Origin of the sequence: Hallella mizrahii, from assembly GCF_009695775.1 — a bacterium.
Classification (GTDB): domain Bacteria; phylum Bacteroidota; class Bacteroidia; order Bacteroidales; family Bacteroidaceae; genus Prevotella; species Prevotella mizrahii.
Genome location: NZ_VUNG01000061.1, coordinates 1 through 16,137 on the forward strand (window position 1 = coordinate 1; position 16,137 = coordinate 16,137).

The window sequence follows — 16,137 nt, forward strand, 5'->3', positions numbered from 1 at the left end:
TTTAATCGTTTATGTATCAATGATTTATTTGCACTACAAAGATACAAAAACTTTTGGACATTCCTTCTCTTTTCTCTTGATTTTTAAGACTTTAAGGGCGAGCTATTTGCAAGTGGGAAACTTTAGTCATAGTTATACAACCAGACTTTCAGAACTGTCCTCACCAGCAGCCCTGTCAATGCACGTATAGGCTCAAGTCATTGCCTCTTACCATGCTTACTATAGGGCTGCTGACGTTTTATTGTATAGCGTTAATTAACGATAATATCATTATTATTATTAGATAAGAACCTTAAAATAATACGGATTATTTCGCCTATTAGAATTATTTTCCCTAACTTCGCTAACAAAGAAATATAAATTCATGAACCTTAATATCCTTTCAACAACTTGATAGATTGTTTCGGTTATTAAACACAAACAAGAAATGGAGAATAAGAAAAACAGCCCGTGGCCGGGTCCGGAAGGCCTTATTCCTGTGACAAGCGGTAAGTCCGACGATGCCAATGTTATCAACCGCCGATATCTTGACAGTCTACTGGTAGAGATGCGAGTCATAGACTCCGTGAAACCGTGCCTGACAACACGTATATTTGGCAGAGAGTTCTCATCACCCATTATGATGCCCGCCTTCTCACATCTCAACAAGGTTGGGAAGAATGGTCGCAAGCCCATGGAGGAGTATGCCTTTGCCGCCAAACAGCTGAGACTGCTCAACTGGGTTGGCATGGAGCCTGACGAGGAATATGCCGGAATTGCAGCGGTAGATGCACCTACTGTTCGCATCATCAAGCCATTCGCCGATCACGACATCATTCTTGAGCAAATAGACTTTGCCGTGAAGCATGGTGCTATAGCCGTAGGCATCGACATCGATCATATAGCCAATAAGGACGGCGGATACGATGTCGTGGACGGTCATCCTCTCGGTCCCGTCATGCTTGCTGACCTCAAAGATTATGTCAAGGCAGCCCGCGTGCCCTTCGTAGCCAAGGGAGTGCTGTCGGTCAACGATGCACTGAAGGCAAGGGACGCCGGATGCAGGGCAGTGCTGGTGTCGCACCATCATGGGCGCATACCTTTCGGTATTCCTCCCACAGCCGTGCTTCCACGGATAAAAGATGCCTTGCAAGGCAGCGGCATGATGATTTTCTGCGATTGTGGTATCGATACGGGCTACGATGCATATAAAGCCTTAGCCCTTGGTGCCGATGCTGTTGCGGTGGGCCGCGGCATACTCGCTCCGCTACTCAAGGAGGGAACAGAAGGAGTGGTGAGGAAAATCCGTCAGATGAACGAGCAACTGTCTGAGCTTATGCTCTATACAGGCATCAAAGATACTGCTTCATTTGACTCGTCCATCATCCATCCAAGTGTCAGCGTCCAATAATCAAAACGCATCTCCATGATGGAGTAATCAACGCTAATGTCTTTTTCCAATCATTGTGATGACTATTGAAGCCATGGCGAAAGCCAGTCCTATGGCAGACCCCCAGTCCATCCCATCCAGTTCCAGGCTAATCCCGACAGCATGGTGCCCATGGCACCGAAGATGAAGTAGATGGTCATGAAATCGCCTAAGGGTATAACAAAGAACAAGGCATACCCAACCTGTGCCACCACCGTAACAAAGTTGGCTGCCACCTCACTGGTGTGCATCTCCTGCCGGATAACATCAAGCAGAGGCTGATTATAATAAATGTTGGCGGCCATAAAAGCCGCCACAACGGAAAGGACGATCACTAACGTGAAAGAGATTCCACCATCGGGCGTCAATGAGCGATAGGGGCGAAGAAATGATTTCAGTCGATTCATACTATTTTCTTTATATTTATCTCCTAAGAAGTCTTTTTATAACGGAAGACAAACCGCTGGAGCTATTTCGACTGATTTCAAAAGTCAGGTTCCTACCAGAACCCATGGAAGAGCATCCTATGCCACTATCTTCCACGCCGTGATCGTGCGCTCCTCGGAAGAGAAGCGAATGCCGACCTTGACGATGCGGCGGCCGTCGGCCTCGTAGGGGATGGCATAGCCCTTGTCGTCAATCTGCTTGAGCGCTTCCTCCACGGTACCGTCGAGCTTCAGTTCCATGACATAGATGGTGGTGTCGGTCTTCATCAGAATGTCCATCCTGCCTTTTGCCGTGCGCACCTGGGTATAGACATAGACATTGAGGAAGGAGAACATCACGTAGAGCATGGCGGTGAAATGACCCTCTGACGTGGGCGCATCCTGCAATGTCCCCTCCTGATAGGGGATGCCGGCAAAGAAAGCGCGGGCAGCCTCGAGCGCCTCATCGATGTCGTCCTTCCTCAAGGCAAGGTACATCTTACCCGCAGCGGTGCGTGCCTCTACTGGGTCCTTGACGACATAGAACGGCAGCAGCGCGTGCATCAGTCCCACCTTCACCTCCTCGTTGGGGTAGCCGAGGGTATAGTTGGACAATATGGGGTCGTAGCCTTTGATCGTGAGATAGCCGCTCTGATAGAACAACGGCAGCACGGAGTGCATGTTCTCGGTAGGAGCGTCGAAGTCGTCGGCACCTGCCTCACTGCCGTCCAATTTTGTAAGGTCGGTATGGAACCGCTTCAGCATCTTGACTAAGAACGTCGGCGTGCCGGTGGAGAACCAGTAGTTGTTGAAGGCGGAGTCATCCATGGCGGAGAGCAGACTGAAAGGATTGTATACGCCCTCAGAGTTATATGCGAAATGATAACCGTCGTATTTGCGCTTCAACTGTGCCAGCACCTCGTCCTTAGTCATGTCGTTTGCCTTGCCAAGCTCATCGATGCCCTCTTGGAAGTTGTCCATCATCTCCCGCTCCGTAATACCGCATATCGAAGCATATTTGGGGTTCATGGAGATATTCTTAAGGTTGTTGATTTGTGAGAAGATGCTGAGCTGCGAGAACTTGGAGATGCCCGTGATGAAGACGAAGCGGAGATACGGGTCGAGGTCCTTGAGCGGTGAATAGAACGACTGCAGTTCCGTGCGCATCGGCTCCAGCTTGTCGCTGTCGTGGAGCACGGTGAGCAACGGCGCGTCGTATTCGTCGATGAGCACCACGACCTGCATGCCGGTCTTCCTATAGATATCCTCGACGAGTCGCCGGAAGCGTATCGTGATATTAAAGCTGTCACGGTTCTCAATGCCGTATTCCTCTTCCGCGGACTCCAATTGGTATTGTATCAGACTGTCGAGATCCTCCACGGTACCCCGCTTGGCAGAGGCCAAAGAGAAGTGGAGCACCGGATAGTGTTTCCACTCCGTCTCGAGCTTCTCTATCGCCAGCCCTTTGAACAATTCTTTCTTTCCGGAGAAATAAGCGTCAAAGGTGCTCGTCAGCAGCGACTTGCCGAAGCGGCGCGGACGCGACAGAAAGACGAATTTGCCGGGGTGGCAAACATCGTACACGTATTGAGTCTTGTCAACATACAAGAATCCTTTGGTGCGGATCTCGCTGAATGTCTGTATTCCTATCGGATAGTATACCATAGCGCATGAAAGTCTTTGCTTGCAAATTTAGGCAATTTATCCGAATAAAGAAAGAGAAGACGCTGGCAAATTTAAAATAATCGTGTAATTGGGATGGCTGGGAATTTACGACAAAAAGTTAGGGCGGGGATCAACCTCGCCCTAACTACAGAATTTTATTTGTTGGCCTTCCACCACGTGATGTTGCTCTCATCCCATTTATCTTTGGGTTCCAGAGCCTCATCGGGGTAGCCGACGAGGATGCAGTTCAGCGGCACGAGATTGCCGGGCAGCCCCAGGGCTTTGCTCACGCCGTTGACCTTTCGCATCTCCGGGTAAACACTTGTCCAGACGGCACCGAGCCCCATGGCATGGGCAGCCAAGAGCATGTTCTCCGAAGCGCACGAGACATCTTCCACCCAGAAGTCGCGGGCCTGTCCCTCCATCATACGGGTGGTATCCCCACAAGCGTAGATGACCACAGGCGACTGTGCGATCATCTCACCATGATGCTTCATTGTAGAGGCATAGGCATGGATGTCGGCAGTGTCGCTGAGAACCACGAAGTGCCAGGGACGCAGGTCGCGGGCTGTAGGAGCCGCCATACCCGCCTTGAGCAAGGCGAGCACCTTGGCTTTCTCCACCGGACGCTGTTGGAACTTACGAATACTGGTGCGTGTGAGGATGTTGTTCATCACTGCCGCACTGTCGTTGGAAAAGCCGTCCCCGGCAAAGGCAGCCTGAGCTGCCAGTGCCGTAAGGACGACTGCACATGATATTGAATGAATGAAATGATTCATAGCCGATTATTTTTTGACGATGCTGACAACTTTTACCGATTCGTTTTTGTCGAGTGTCATGAAGGCTGTTGCCACGCCTGTAGCAGCATTGATTCGGTAGATTGTGGGCACTGCTGACGATGTGGCACGCGTAGCCTTGGCGTGATGCCAGCTGCCGCCACCACCAGTGTTAGATGCCTCAGCGGGGTTGATAGGCAGATAGAAGTAGCCGTCGTAGCCGTCACCGTAGCCGATGGAGTAGTTGGCCATGTCAGAAGCCGCGGGCACACCCGTCACCCATGTGAGGGTCTTGGTGTCCATGTCAGCGATGGCGAGTTTACCGGAGGTGCTCATATTGCTGTACTCATCCTTCTTGACGTAGAACTCCAGGAGGAACTTGCTGCCGCTGATAGGATAAGCTTTGCGGAAGCGGTAGCCCTCACTGGCGGTGTAGATGTCGAACTTATAGTCGGGATCGAAGCTCGTGGCACCTTTTTTGATGCGCAGTGCACCGACCTTGGAACCGTCTGCGCTGGTGCCGCAGAACACATAAGCCGTGCCGTCGTCGGCTACACCGCCCATAGCATAGCGGGCAGAACGCCAGGCGCCATAGATGCCACCGATGCGGCTGTCGAAGACAGGAGCGCTAACCGTGGAGAAGCTATAGTCGGAGAAGACCACAGCGGCAGAGTCGCGGTTGGAATAATAGAGTGTGATGGCCAGACGGTTGTTTCCAAGGTCGAGGATGTCAGAGATGACGGGTGCTTTGTCGTCTACGGCAAACTTCGTCAGGTCGGGAGCCGTCCAGGAAGTCATGGTGCCGGTAGCCGTGAAATAGTTGACACCCATATCGCCGTTCACGGCACCATAGGAGTAGTTGCCGAAGACACCCACATTGCCGAAGCTTGAGACGATGTTCTTACCCGTCTCGGTAAGTTTTCCGTTGACGAGCTGATAGATGCGTGTCCCCATCTTGCCAGCACCGATACCGCCCTTAGCCTCGTCGACAGAGCCCTGACGATAGATGAAGCCCGTGAAGAAGCCGGCCTGAGAGTTGTATTTAGCCTGTGTGAAACCATCGGGGCTGTAGACCACGTCTGTATTGGTGCTGTCGCCATAGACCTTCTCGTCGGTCCATGTCTTCTCTACATTGGTATAGACTTTCATACGCGTACCGCCCTTGAGACTCTTCGTAGCATCATTGGAAGCCACGATGAAACTTACTTCTGAAGGGTTGATCGTAGCCTCACCGTTTGAAGCGCTGCTGTCATCATTGTCGCTGCACGCAGTGAATGTGGCTGACAATGCTGTCAGTGCAGCCATGAAGAATACGTTTCTTTTTTTCATCTTTTATTAATTAGAATTTATGGTAATAAATAAAGTTCTTATTTCAAGTATCCTACGCTGCGGATGGTGGCTGCTCCGGTGACGGTGATGCCCTTGGTGGCCACTCCCGTGTTGGGATCGACATTATAGAGCGCCGCGTAGCCTCCGCGTTGGGTGATGGGGATAAAGATCTTACCGTCGTACACCATCGGCACGTCGCCCGTGGTCTGTCCCGAAGTGATGTTGAGCTTGTCGGGGAGTCCGGTGACATCGACGTGGCTCTTCGTCTCCATATCGATGACGGCATAGTGGCGTGCGGCGCCCGTAGAGGTCGGTGTCTTGTCGTCGTAGAGCTCTAAGAGGAACTTACTGCCCGTAATGGGCCACACGCGGCGGAACTTATAACCGCCAAGCTCCGACTGGATGTTGAAATAGTAGTCTTTGTCGAAGCCGTCAGCGCCTTTCTTAATGCGCAGGGCACCGGCGGGCAGCGTTGAGGTCGACTCATAGCTGTTGCTGAAGACATAGACGTTGCCGTCGTCGGCTTTATAGATGGAGTTGAGGGTCTGCGAACGGAACTGGCCGCAGGCGTAGCTGATGCGGTCGTCGCCATAGACAGCCTTGATGTTGAGCGCCGTGTCCATCTTCACGACCCAGCAGCTGTCGGGATATTTCACGGTGCCGATGCTGCCGCCCTGTGCGTTGCTGCCGTCGTCTTTGTGATCCGACTTGATCATGGCGGTGAGGAAGGCGCCGTCGCCGTTGTCAACGATTCCCGAGAAGGTGGCTTGCTGACCCTCACCGGCGATGTCGGTGGTGTAGCGTGACTTACTTCTGAGCAGTTTCACGCCACTGTCGTCGAGCGACCAGAAGTCGAAGATGGCGATGTCGGTGCGGTCGCCCCGGGTCTGACCGGATACCGAGGTGACAAACATATCGTCGATGAAGCCATAGGTCGTGAAGCGGTCGTTGACCTGGAACTGTCCAATCTGCTCAAAGGGCTTGGTCTCGTCGGTGAGCTTCACGCAGTAGCCCAGTCCGGCATACTGCTGCTGATACGACACGCCCACGGCATAGCTGTCCTTGAACACCCAGGTGTAGGGCGAGGTGGGCAGCTCCTTGATGTTGCTGCTGATGTTCAGATCGCCGTCGGTGACCGAGGTGTTCTGAAGGATATATTCGGTGCCGTCGTCGGCAGCTGCGTCGAGGAAGAAGTGGCCCGACGTGGCGGCTCCGGTGGCGATGCCGCCGCTCTCTCCATTGGTGCTCTCAGCACTGTCGTCGCTGCTGCACGCTGTGAACAAGGGCAGTGACAATGAGAGCAGCACGAACGCTCCTCCATACAATCCCTTTGACAATAATGCTTTCATATCTTTTTCTATTTCAAGTCGTTAATAAAAATATTTTCGTTGTTATTTATTTGCTCCACGAATAGCGGAACTTGATGGCGAAGTTACGGCCGGGCTTCTGCAGACTGTAGTTGTCGTAGAGCAGACTGTTGGTGAAGTTGTTGGCCTCTATCGAGATGTTGTACCGTCCGCCATAGATGGAATATGTGAGATTGGCGTCGTGGCTGTACTGTTCGGGCACGTAGAGCTTGGCACCGTCACCTGACCATGAGCGATAGAAACGGTGCACATAGCGCATGTCGTAGCCGATGGTGAGCTTGTTGTATTTTCCGAAGACATGTTTCAGCGTGTAGCTGGCGTCCATATTGCCGAAGGCGTAGGGCAGGTTGGGCACGCGGTTGTTGAAGGTCACGCTGAGGGCTCCGTTGGCGTTGTAGCGCTCACGGTTGCGCATGTTCTGCATGGAGTAGTTGCCGCCGATGGTGAAGATGTCCTTATAGAGATAATGTACAGCCGCGTCGAAGCCCTTGCCGAGCACATGGCCGTGGTTAGTGCTCACAGCCACTCCCTTGGCGTTGATGGTGCGGATGATGTAGTCCTGGATATTGCGGTAGTTGAGTCCGAGCTCCGCCACAATAGTGTGGGCATCGGCAAAGGTGTGCTCATAGTTGAAGTTGAGATTCACGTTGTTGCTCTTCTCCGGCTTGAGCACGGCGTCGCCCTCTTCATAGTCGCCGTCGCCGAAGAGCTCCCACTCACTGGGCAGCCGCAGTGCGCGCTCATAACTCAACTTCACCTGCAGGTCGCGCCAGGGTGTCCATGTGCCGGCGGCACCGAAGCCGAGGGCCTGACTGTGGCGCTGCTGCTCCTCATACTGGGCGCGCGTGGTCTGGGAGACATTGACCGGACCCGTCACATGGGTATCGTAGTATTTCACGAAGGCAGTGGCGTTCCACTCGGTGTTGGGAATGAACTGATAGCTCAGCCCCGTGATGTCCTTGATGTTGATGCGGCGCATGAAGGTCGCCGCGGATGTCATGGCGCGGTTGGCGGAGTTATCGGTGGTGTGCCTGTGGAAGTTGATATAAGTCTCGTTGAGCGTGAAGAAATGCTGGTCGCCGATGCGATAGGTGAGGTTGGCCACGGCCGTGAGCGTCTTTCCCGTGAACTCAGCGAGCGAAGTGGCACCCTCGCCCTGCGACGCTTTGGGGATCCACTGCCCCGTCCAGCTGTAGGTGCGGCTGAGCGTATCGACGTTGTTCGTCGTGGTATAGTCGTAACGGGCTGAGAGACGCAGGTTGAGCCCCCGTGTGAAGAGATTGCGCTTCTCATAGAGCAGACTCGGCGTGAGTCCCCAGTTCTTGCGCAGCTTGCCGCCAAAGACGATCTTCATCAGGTTGGCATTCTGCACCTGCGCATATTCATGGGTATACTGCAAGCCAAAGAGCAGTTTGTTCGCCCACGACTTGTTCACCAGTCCTGCCTGGAGCACCACTGCCTCGTTGTGGTAGCGGTCGTGGAAGCGGCGGAACCATCCTTCCTCATTGCTGATGGTGGAGTTGGAGAGGTCGGTCCACTGCGTCTTCACCTTATAGTCGTTGTCAGAATAGTTCTGATACGCATTGAACCGGACCACGAACCCACGCTTGCCGGTCCATCCGAGGGCGATGTTGCTGCGATGGGTGTTGAACGAACCATAGCTGTAACTGGCATCGACGTAGGTGCGTGGACTGTGGTCGGTGACGATGTTGATGACACCGCCGATGGCATCGCCGCCGAAGTCGACGGGCACCACACCTTTATACACCTGCAACTGCGAGGCAAAACCCGCAGGAATATTGTTCAGTCCGAAGCTGGTGTTGGAGTTGTCCATCGGCATGCCGTCGATAAACACCTTGACATGCTGACCGGTGAAGCCGTTGAGGTTGAGCTGGACGGCTGACCCTACGCCGCCCTCTTCTCTGATCTTGATTCCCGCCACGCGGTCGAGGGCATGGGCCAAGTCGAGGTTGGTGTTGCGCAGTTTACGGGTGTCGATGGCGACAGCATTGTAGGCCGACTTGTTGACGCGGTCGACATATTTGCCGCGCACCACGACCTCACCCAAACGCTGCGTGCGTTTCAGCGCTGTCGTGTCCGGCCGGTAATGGCCGTCGTGCGGGTGCTGCGCCGCCACGTCTGCTGACAGCAGGAGCATGGGCACAGTAATCCCTAAGAGTAATAATTTTTTCTTTATCATATCCATTCAATATCATTTCTTATGTCTGACATTTTTTACATCATGTCACGATATAAGATATGGTATTCTTCTGTGGTACAATAAGGTGGATATGATCATCCAATGGTTTTACGCCGTTACACAAAGTATAAAGGCTGGGTCTCCTTATCCGTTTCCGTCAACCAATCTTTTTACGACAACGGGCCATCCCGTTTGTCGGCTGCAAAGGTAGCCACAATGGCGGAAACGCACAATACCTAAAAATGATGAAATCCCGAGAGCGATGTCCCGGGATTTCATCAGAAATTACTATTTATGCTGGCGGAACAGCCAGTCGCGTATGGCCCGGAAGCCATAGGCTACGCGCCAGGTGTCGAAATGCGAGCCCGACGTCAGGTGGGAATAGTGGATATTTCCACTTTGAGCGAGCAGTGCCGCCGTCGCCGCGTCACGCTCTTCGTCGGTAGCTGTCAACGGCCACTCGGCAGTGGCTGCCACCCCTCCATGCTGCTGCCACTCGGCGATGGCCTCCTCGGCTCCCTCCTTCGACTTGCCCGCGCTGGAGACGAGCCACAGCGGCTTCTTCGACATCGGGGCAAGGTCGCTGGCACGCCAGTGCCCGGCAACGAGATAACCGGCGGCAAAGAGCGAGGGATACTTCGACATGAGCAGATAGGTCATCATGCAACCCATCGACTGCCCGGTGATGTAGACGCGCGTGGTGTCTACAGGATAGCGTGCGAGGAGGTCCCGGATGAGATCCATCGTCGACTCCGCGGCGCTTGTCTGATGATAGTCGTCATCCACGACCACCTCGTCAAACTGCGGTGCCACGACGATACACGGATGCTTGGCCTGCTCCTCGGGTGTCGCCCAAACCACGGCACCGAGGCCCTGACGCAGCGTGTAGGTGTCTTCCTGACCGGCGCAGCTGGCGTCGTGCAGGAAGACGACCAGCGGATATTTCCGCGACGCGTCGGTTTCCTTCGACGGCACGAATATGTTGTAGCGCAGCGAGTCGCCCGTCTTGCTGTCATGGTAGACCATCTGTTTGAAATCGTCGACGACCAGTGTGCCCGCCATCGTGTTTCTCAACAGCAGCCGCTCGGTGTAGGTCTTGCCGTCCGTAGTCTTCACCGGCGTGGTCTGCCGGAACACCACGGTGGTGGGGTAGGGATTGTTCTTACGCTCGGGCTTGCTGCCGGCAGTGATCGTGGGGATGGCATGCTGCTGCTCGTCGCGCGTCTCGTTCTTGGCGGTGCCCGTGGCGGTGGTGCTCTTTGCCGAAGTGTTTGTGTTGTCGAGGTAGAGCGTGTTCTTCAGCACGATGATGACATTGTTGCCTTGGTCAGCCTTTCCGTCGGGGGTCTTCCGTACTGCTCGTGAAGGCGTCTGCCACCTCATGGTTCTCCACCTCATAGGTGCGCTTGTTCACGGTAGCGCCATCGATGGCGTGGTCGTAACGCATCAAGATATAGTCCACCTTCTGTCCGTCGCCATAGACGCGGCTCACCGACTTGGAAGCCATGACATGGCTGATGTTCAGAAAACCGTTGAAAGCCTTGGGCGCGTCGGTGACAAACACGGTAACGCCCTTGGCCTGCAATCTGCCATAGACGGCATAGATGCTGTCGTGCGGCACCTGCTCATGCTCAATGGGCATCTTCCAGGTGGCAGCGATCTTTCTTGGAACTTTATCCAACCGGAAAAATTCGGTCCCGGTATCCGTCTGCTTCACCAAAGCGTCAATATCCTTTTTATAGTCGTTGTAGTTGCTGACCGTGATGAGAATCTTCCCTTTGCAGAAGCGCAGGGCCTCTTCCAAGGTAGGAACCCGCAAGGGCGTAGGGTTGCCGTGATACTCTTTCAAGGTGAGCGCCCTGAGCTCTGCCAGCGTCAGGTCTGCCACACGGCCTTTGCCGTTGGTCATGCGGTCCACAGTCTCGTCCGCCATGAGCACGAGCGAGTCGTCCTTGGTCTTTCTCACATCGACCGCCACGGCAGCACATCCCTTCTCTATGGCTTTCTGTATGGCGTGGAGCGAGTTCTCGGCCGTGCCATGCCAGTCGCCACGATGGGAGACGAGCATCACGGTGGTGTCTTTCTTGTCGAAGAGCTGCTTGCGCAGGTCCGCGGTGTTGTAGTTGCTCTCCACGGCATAGTTGACGGTGAAGTCTACTTTGGGTTGCTGTGCGGGTTTCTGTGGCTGATCGGCCTTGCTCTGCTGCGCGGCAAAAGCGATGATGCATGCGCCCAGCAAGGCGCAGATAATCATGAATCGTCTCATAGCATTACCCCTTTATTCGTTGTCTTTCTTGCGTTGTTCAAACAGCCAATCGCGAATGCCGGCGAAGGTGTAGGCCACACGCCACGTGCCGTTGTGCCAGCCACCCTGCAGATGGGCGTAACGGATGGTGACGGGCTTGCTGCGGAGCGCCTCAATCTCTTGCGCCCGCGCCACTTCCGTCGTGTCGAGGGGCCAGGCGGCGGAGTCGGTCTTGGCACCTAAGGAGCTCCACAACTTCAAGGCTGTTGCGGCGCCCGCAGAACCCTTTGCGTCGCCGGTGCTGGTGATGAGCCACAAGGGCTTCTTCGCCATCGGGGCAATGACCTTCGGATTCCACTGTCCGGCGACGAGCATGCCGGCGGCAAACTCATCGGGATGGGTGGACATGAGCAGATAGCTCATCATGCAACCCATCGACTGACCGGTGGTATAGACGCGGTCGGCATCGATGCTGTACTGTGCCTTGATGGAGTCGAGCAGATCGATGGTCGTCTCAGCACTGGGGGTGACACGGAAACTGTCGTCGACGACAATCTCGTCGTACTGTGGGGCAAGGACAAAGCAGGGGTGCTTGGCCTGGTCGCGCGGCGAGGCCCACACCGTAGCGCCATTGCCCTGGAGCAGCGTGTAGTTGTCGTTCTGGTTGGCTCCGCTGGCATCATGCATGAACAGTACCAAGGGATAACGCTTGGAGGCGTCGTAGTTTTGGGGGACGAAGAGGTTGTACCGGAGCGTTACGCCGGTCTTGTCGTCCTTGAAAGTGAGCTGTTTGAAATCGTCGGCGATGAGCGTGCGGCTCTTGTCGCTCGTCAGCTTAGCGCCAGCTTTGTAGGTCTTGCCGGTTGTCGTCTTGATGGCCTTGACCTGCGTCAGCGTCGCTGTGATGGGGAAGGGATTGCTCTCGCGCGTGGGACGGTTGCCGGCGGTGATGCCTCCGGCGGGACCGCCTCCCTGCCCCTTGTCTTTCGGATCGTCCGCCTTGTCGTTGTCTTTCTTCATGTCAGGACCGAAGTCGGGTGTGAGCGATACCGTGGTCTTGAGCTCGACAATGACAAAGCGGCCCTTGCGCGGTGACCGAGACTTCATCGCCTCGGAATTGGTATAGACGCGCTTCACCGTGCGTCCGTCAACGGTGTAGGAGGCTGTGGAAAGGCTGCTGCTGAGGATGGGAGCGTCGTACTCGATGGCCACGGCGGTGGTCTTGGCACCATCACCGAGCACCTCGCCGATGGCTGTAACGTGCTTCACATGACTCGTGGCCGCCACCATGGCGACGGCTACAAACAGCAGACAGACTGCTGAAACTAATTTCTTCATAAAAACCTATACTTTTAAATATATAAACTTACGATCATCCGTCACGGATAATGTTGGAGCTGCTTCATGCCTCTGTGATAAAAGCATAGGTTCCTACCAGGACCATGGGTGTCGTGGCAGCCCTTGCGACTTGCCTCGAAAGGGTGCTAAAACATTTGCAAAATTACGAAGTCTTTTTGTAATCTCCCGGTTTTCATGCATTTTTTTAGTTTTTTCTCCCTGCCTTGCGATAAATTAACAGTCGAAGGCAGTCGTATTCTTTTTCTGACCAAAACAAATAAAACCCTTGCTGTGATGCAAGGGCTGCACCCGTTGTTTCTTCTCCGGCCCCGGCTTGCTCCGAAGCAAGCTTCGGCAAGCCGGGGCCGGAGAAGAAACAGCCTTCGTTCCTCAGGCTTGCATCACAGCAAGAAAAACCTTAAAAACAGGCTCGCGCGGTGAATGTTAGAAGTTAGCAATTATATTTAGCGCGATACACATAATATTCCGGTCTCTATTCAGTTTTCTTAACAAATAGGCTAAAACGACATATTATGAATTTACAATTTGGCAAAGAACCTATTGAGCAGGAACTGCTTATAAAGCTTAAGCATTACGTGTATCCTATTTTGGGATGCTGTCAGGAGGTACATAGAGAGATGGGCCCTTGGCTGAATGAATACATGTACCAGGATGCACTAAAGATAGCTTTTGAGGATGCGAGTATTCCTTTTCAAGCTGAGTTCCGATTCTATGCCAACTTCCATGGACGTCAGATTCCTCACGAACATAGATTGGATTTTCTTGTTGACAATCACGTAATCATTGAATGCAAGGCCATTACAGAGATTGGCACAGAGCAGCGTCAGCAACTGTGGAATTATCTGCGCCTAACAAATTACCGTATTGGTATTCTTTATAACTTTGCGCCAGTTAAAGATCAATGTGAGAAATACTACTACGATCCCAATACTAAGCGTCTCTTTGTATTCTGACTATTCCATCCCCAAACCAGCAAAAGTCAGTCACCGCGCGAGCCTGTTTTTAATGTTTTTCTTGCTGTGATGCAAGCCTGAGGAACGAAGGCTGTTTCTTCTCCGGCTCCGGCTTGCCGAAGCTTGCTTCGGAGCAAGCCGGAGCCGGAGAAGAAACAATGGGCGCAGCCCTTGCATCACAGCAAGGGTTTTATTTGTTTTGGTCGGAAAAAGAATACGACTGAATAAAATTACCTTTCGTTAATAGGCCATAATTTCATTAAAGATAGTTACAGCTTTCTTGCCATAGGGAAAATAATTGTTACTTTTGCACCACTTCTCCTTCGGAAATATAACGAGTGTTGCCAACACGCGCATGTAAATCCAGTTATGAATTTCGGGGGAAGTATATTAGATTCATAACATAACAAACAACGTATGCAAAAGTTAATCGTTTCAGCGCTGGCAGCAGTGATGGCCCTGAGTGCCTCTGCTGCTAAGAAGTCGGCTGCCAAACTGCAGTTTGACGCTTCAAAGGGCGTGGCGGGGTCTGTTGAAATGCCGAGTGGCAGAGTAAACTATACTGCTTATACCAGACTCTATTTCGTGACCAACGTCGAGGACACGACCTATCAGTATGTCAACGTCTTCGTGCCCGAGGGAGCCACACAGCAGTCGCCCATCTTCCTGAAGACCAACGTTGGCGGTTACATGCCGTCGGCTCCGGGCTATCCCTCAGCCGGTGACGCTACGGGCATGGCGCTGCAGCGCGGCTATGTGGTGGCCATTCCCGGTTCGCGCGGCCGCTCGTCATACGTCACGAAGGGCAAGAAAAAGATCTACAATGGTAAGGCACCTGCTGCCATCCTCGACCTGAAAGCCGCCATCCGCTATCTCCGCTATGTCGACAAGGAGATGCCGGGCGATGCCGAGAAGATCATCACCGACGGCACATCGGCAGGGGGCGCTATGTCGGCACTGATGGGTGCCACGGGCAATAACCCCGCCTACGACAGTTATCTCAAAGCCATGGGTGCCGCCGACGAGCGCGACGATGTCTTCGCCAGCGTGTGCTACTGTCCGATCACTGACCTCAGCCATGCCGACATGGCCTATGAGTGGCTCTATGGACAAACCGACTCGCGCAAGGCCAACGACGAGGCTCACCGCCAGGTGACGAAGGAGCTCACGGCGCTCTTCCCCGATTACATAAACTCGCTCGGACTGAAGAAGAAAGACGGCACGCTACTCACCGCTGACAACTATCTCAGCTACATCAAGGAGGAGCTTATCCGCTCGGCACAGATCGCCAAGGATGCCGGTGCCACGATTCCCGACAGCATCGGCTTCACCATCAGCAGCGACAAGGGTACCTTTGCGCCAATCAACGGCGGTGCGGGTCTGCCCGATCTCAGCCAGTTGCCGGCCGACATGGCGAAGAACCTGAAGGAGGGCAAGTTGCCGCCCAAGCAGGTGGGTGAGTATGTCACCGGCCTCGACATGGACAAATATCTGAACTACGTCGCCAACAAGACGCCGCTGAAGTCGGCTCCTGCCTTCGACGCTCTCGGCGTGGCAGGCAATGAGGCCAGTGGCGAGAACGACGAGTTCGGCGATGTGAACAACACGCCTGCCAACTTCACCGACTATTCCGCTTCCAAGAACGGCAAGACAGTGTCTGCCAAGGTCAAGGAAGAGGAATATCTGCTCAACCCCATGGAGCAGATCGGTCAGCAGGGTGTCACCGTTGCCCCACACTGGTATATCCGACATGGTTCCATCGACCGCGACACGGCCTTCCCCGTGGCTCTCAACCTCGCGACGAAGTTGGAAAACGAAGGCAAGGATGTCAACTTCCTCTTGGCATGGAACCGCCCTCACAGTGGTGACTACGCCCTCAACGAACTCTTTGAATGGTTAGCGAAGATCACCAAGTAAGGTGTCAAGCGATCACATGCAACTCGTCATTCCAAACGTTGTTGCGATGGCAGCGAGGATGGGGATGACCAGTTGACAATCATCTTCCAGGTCTCTTAAGAGTTCAGATGCAAAGGTACTACACATTCGCACCGTTTCCAAATTTGGACGGTCTATTGCGGTTAAGATCTGTTAACAACAAACGATAAACCTCATTTTTCTGAATTTATGGTTTGCGAGGGGTGTAATTAGTGTTCACTGAATATATACAACTTACTGATATTCAGAAAATAGCAGCGTTTTTATTTGGTGATTTAACATTTAATTGGTAGCTTTGTAGTGTTAAAGAAAACAGAAGATGAAGTATACGTCGCAGAATAAAAACAGCTAAAGTTTCCCACTTGCAAATAGCTCGCCCTTAAAGTCTTAAAAATCAAGAGAAAAGAGAAGGAATGTCCAAAAGTTTTTGTATCTTTGTAGTGCAAATAAATCATTGATACATAAACGATTAAAC

Annotated in this window: 12 protein-coding genes; 3 read left to right on the forward strand and 9 right to left on the reverse strand. The window is 53.3% G+C overall.

What is annotated here, in order from left to right; translation table 11 throughout:
* Positions 1 to 427: 427 nt before the first annotated feature.
* Entirely contained in the window at positions 428 to 1,390 is a 963-nt protein-coding gene (locus FYJ73_RS14715; protein WP_154535498.1) for an alpha-hydroxy-acid oxidizing protein, read from the forward strand.
* Positions 1,391 to 1,479: 89 nt separating this feature from the next.
* Here the strand turns inward: FYJ73_RS14715 and FYJ73_RS14720 are convergent, their stop codons facing one another.
* From FYJ73_RS14720 to FYJ73_RS14760, 9 genes are all read right to left on the reverse strand, one after another.
* The gene (locus FYJ73_RS14720; RefSeq protein ID WP_154535499.1) at positions 1,480 to 1,815 is read right to left on the reverse strand and encodes an MFS transporter; all 336 of its coding nucleotides are present in this window, start codon (positions 1,813 to 1,815) and stop codon (positions 1,480 to 1,482) included.
* 117 nt (positions 1,816 to 1,932) lie between these two features.
* On the reverse strand, positions 1,933 to 3,498 hold the full coding sequence (locus tag FYJ73_RS14725; RefSeq protein ID WP_154535500.1) for an ATP-binding protein: 1,566 nt from the start codon (positions 3,496 to 3,498) through the stop codon (positions 1,933 to 1,935).
* Between the two features lie 155 nt (positions 3,499 to 3,653).
* Positions 3,654 to 4,277: a nitroreductase family protein gene (locus FYJ73_RS14730; protein ID WP_154535501.1), complete on the reverse strand. Its 624-nt coding sequence runs from the start codon at positions 4,275 to 4,277 to the stop codon at positions 3,654 to 3,656.
* Positions 4,278 to 4,283: 6 nt separating this feature from the next.
* Entirely contained in the window at positions 4,284 to 5,603 is a 1,320-nt protein-coding gene (locus FYJ73_RS14735; protein ID WP_154535502.1) for a DUF4374 domain-containing protein, read from the reverse strand.
* Between the two features lie 38 nt (positions 5,604 to 5,641).
* Positions 5,642 to 6,952: a DUF4374 domain-containing protein gene (locus FYJ73_RS14740; protein WP_154535503.1), complete on the reverse strand. Its 1,311-nt coding sequence runs from the start codon at positions 6,950 to 6,952 to the stop codon at positions 5,642 to 5,644.
* A 46-nt stretch (positions 6,953 to 6,998) separates the two neighbouring features.
* Positions 6,999 to 9,170, reverse strand: coding sequence for a TonB-dependent receptor (locus FYJ73_RS14745; protein WP_154535504.1), 2,172 nt, complete (start codon positions 9,168 to 9,170; stop codon positions 6,999 to 7,001).
* A gap of 288 nt (positions 9,171 to 9,458) precedes the next feature.
* Positions 9,459 to 10,568, reverse strand: a complete 1,110-nt coding sequence (locus FYJ73_RS14750; RefSeq protein WP_154535505.1) for a carboxylesterase family protein — start codon at positions 10,566 to 10,568, stop codon at positions 9,459 to 9,461.
* Complete coding sequence (locus tag FYJ73_RS14755) at positions 10,498 to 11,436, reverse strand: glycerophosphodiester phosphodiesterase family protein (RefSeq protein ID WP_154535506.1); 939 nt, start codon at positions 11,434 to 11,436, stop codon at positions 10,498 to 10,500. The genes FYJ73_RS14750 and FYJ73_RS14755 overlap by 71 nt, the downstream gene beginning before the upstream one ends.
* Positions 11,437 to 11,448: 12 nt before the next feature.
* On the reverse strand, positions 11,449 to 12,753 hold the full coding sequence (locus FYJ73_RS14760) for an alpha/beta hydrolase-fold protein (RefSeq protein ID WP_154535507.1): 1,305 nt from the start codon (positions 12,751 to 12,753) through the stop codon (positions 11,449 to 11,451).
* A gap of 533 nt (positions 12,754 to 13,286) precedes the next feature.
* Here FYJ73_RS14760 and FYJ73_RS14765 point away from each other — a divergent pair.
* Positions 13,287 to 13,727, forward strand: coding sequence for a GxxExxY protein (locus tag FYJ73_RS14765; RefSeq protein ID WP_154535508.1), 441 nt, complete (start codon positions 13,287 to 13,289; stop codon positions 13,725 to 13,727).
* A 417-nt stretch (positions 13,728 to 14,144) separates the two neighbouring features.
* Positions 14,145 to 15,644 (forward strand): prolyl oligopeptidase family serine peptidase, encoded by a 1,500-nt coding sequence (locus FYJ73_RS14770; protein WP_154535509.1) that lies wholly within the window; start codon positions 14,145 to 14,147, stop codon positions 15,642 to 15,644.
* Positions 15,645 to 16,137 lie beyond the last annotated feature (493 nt).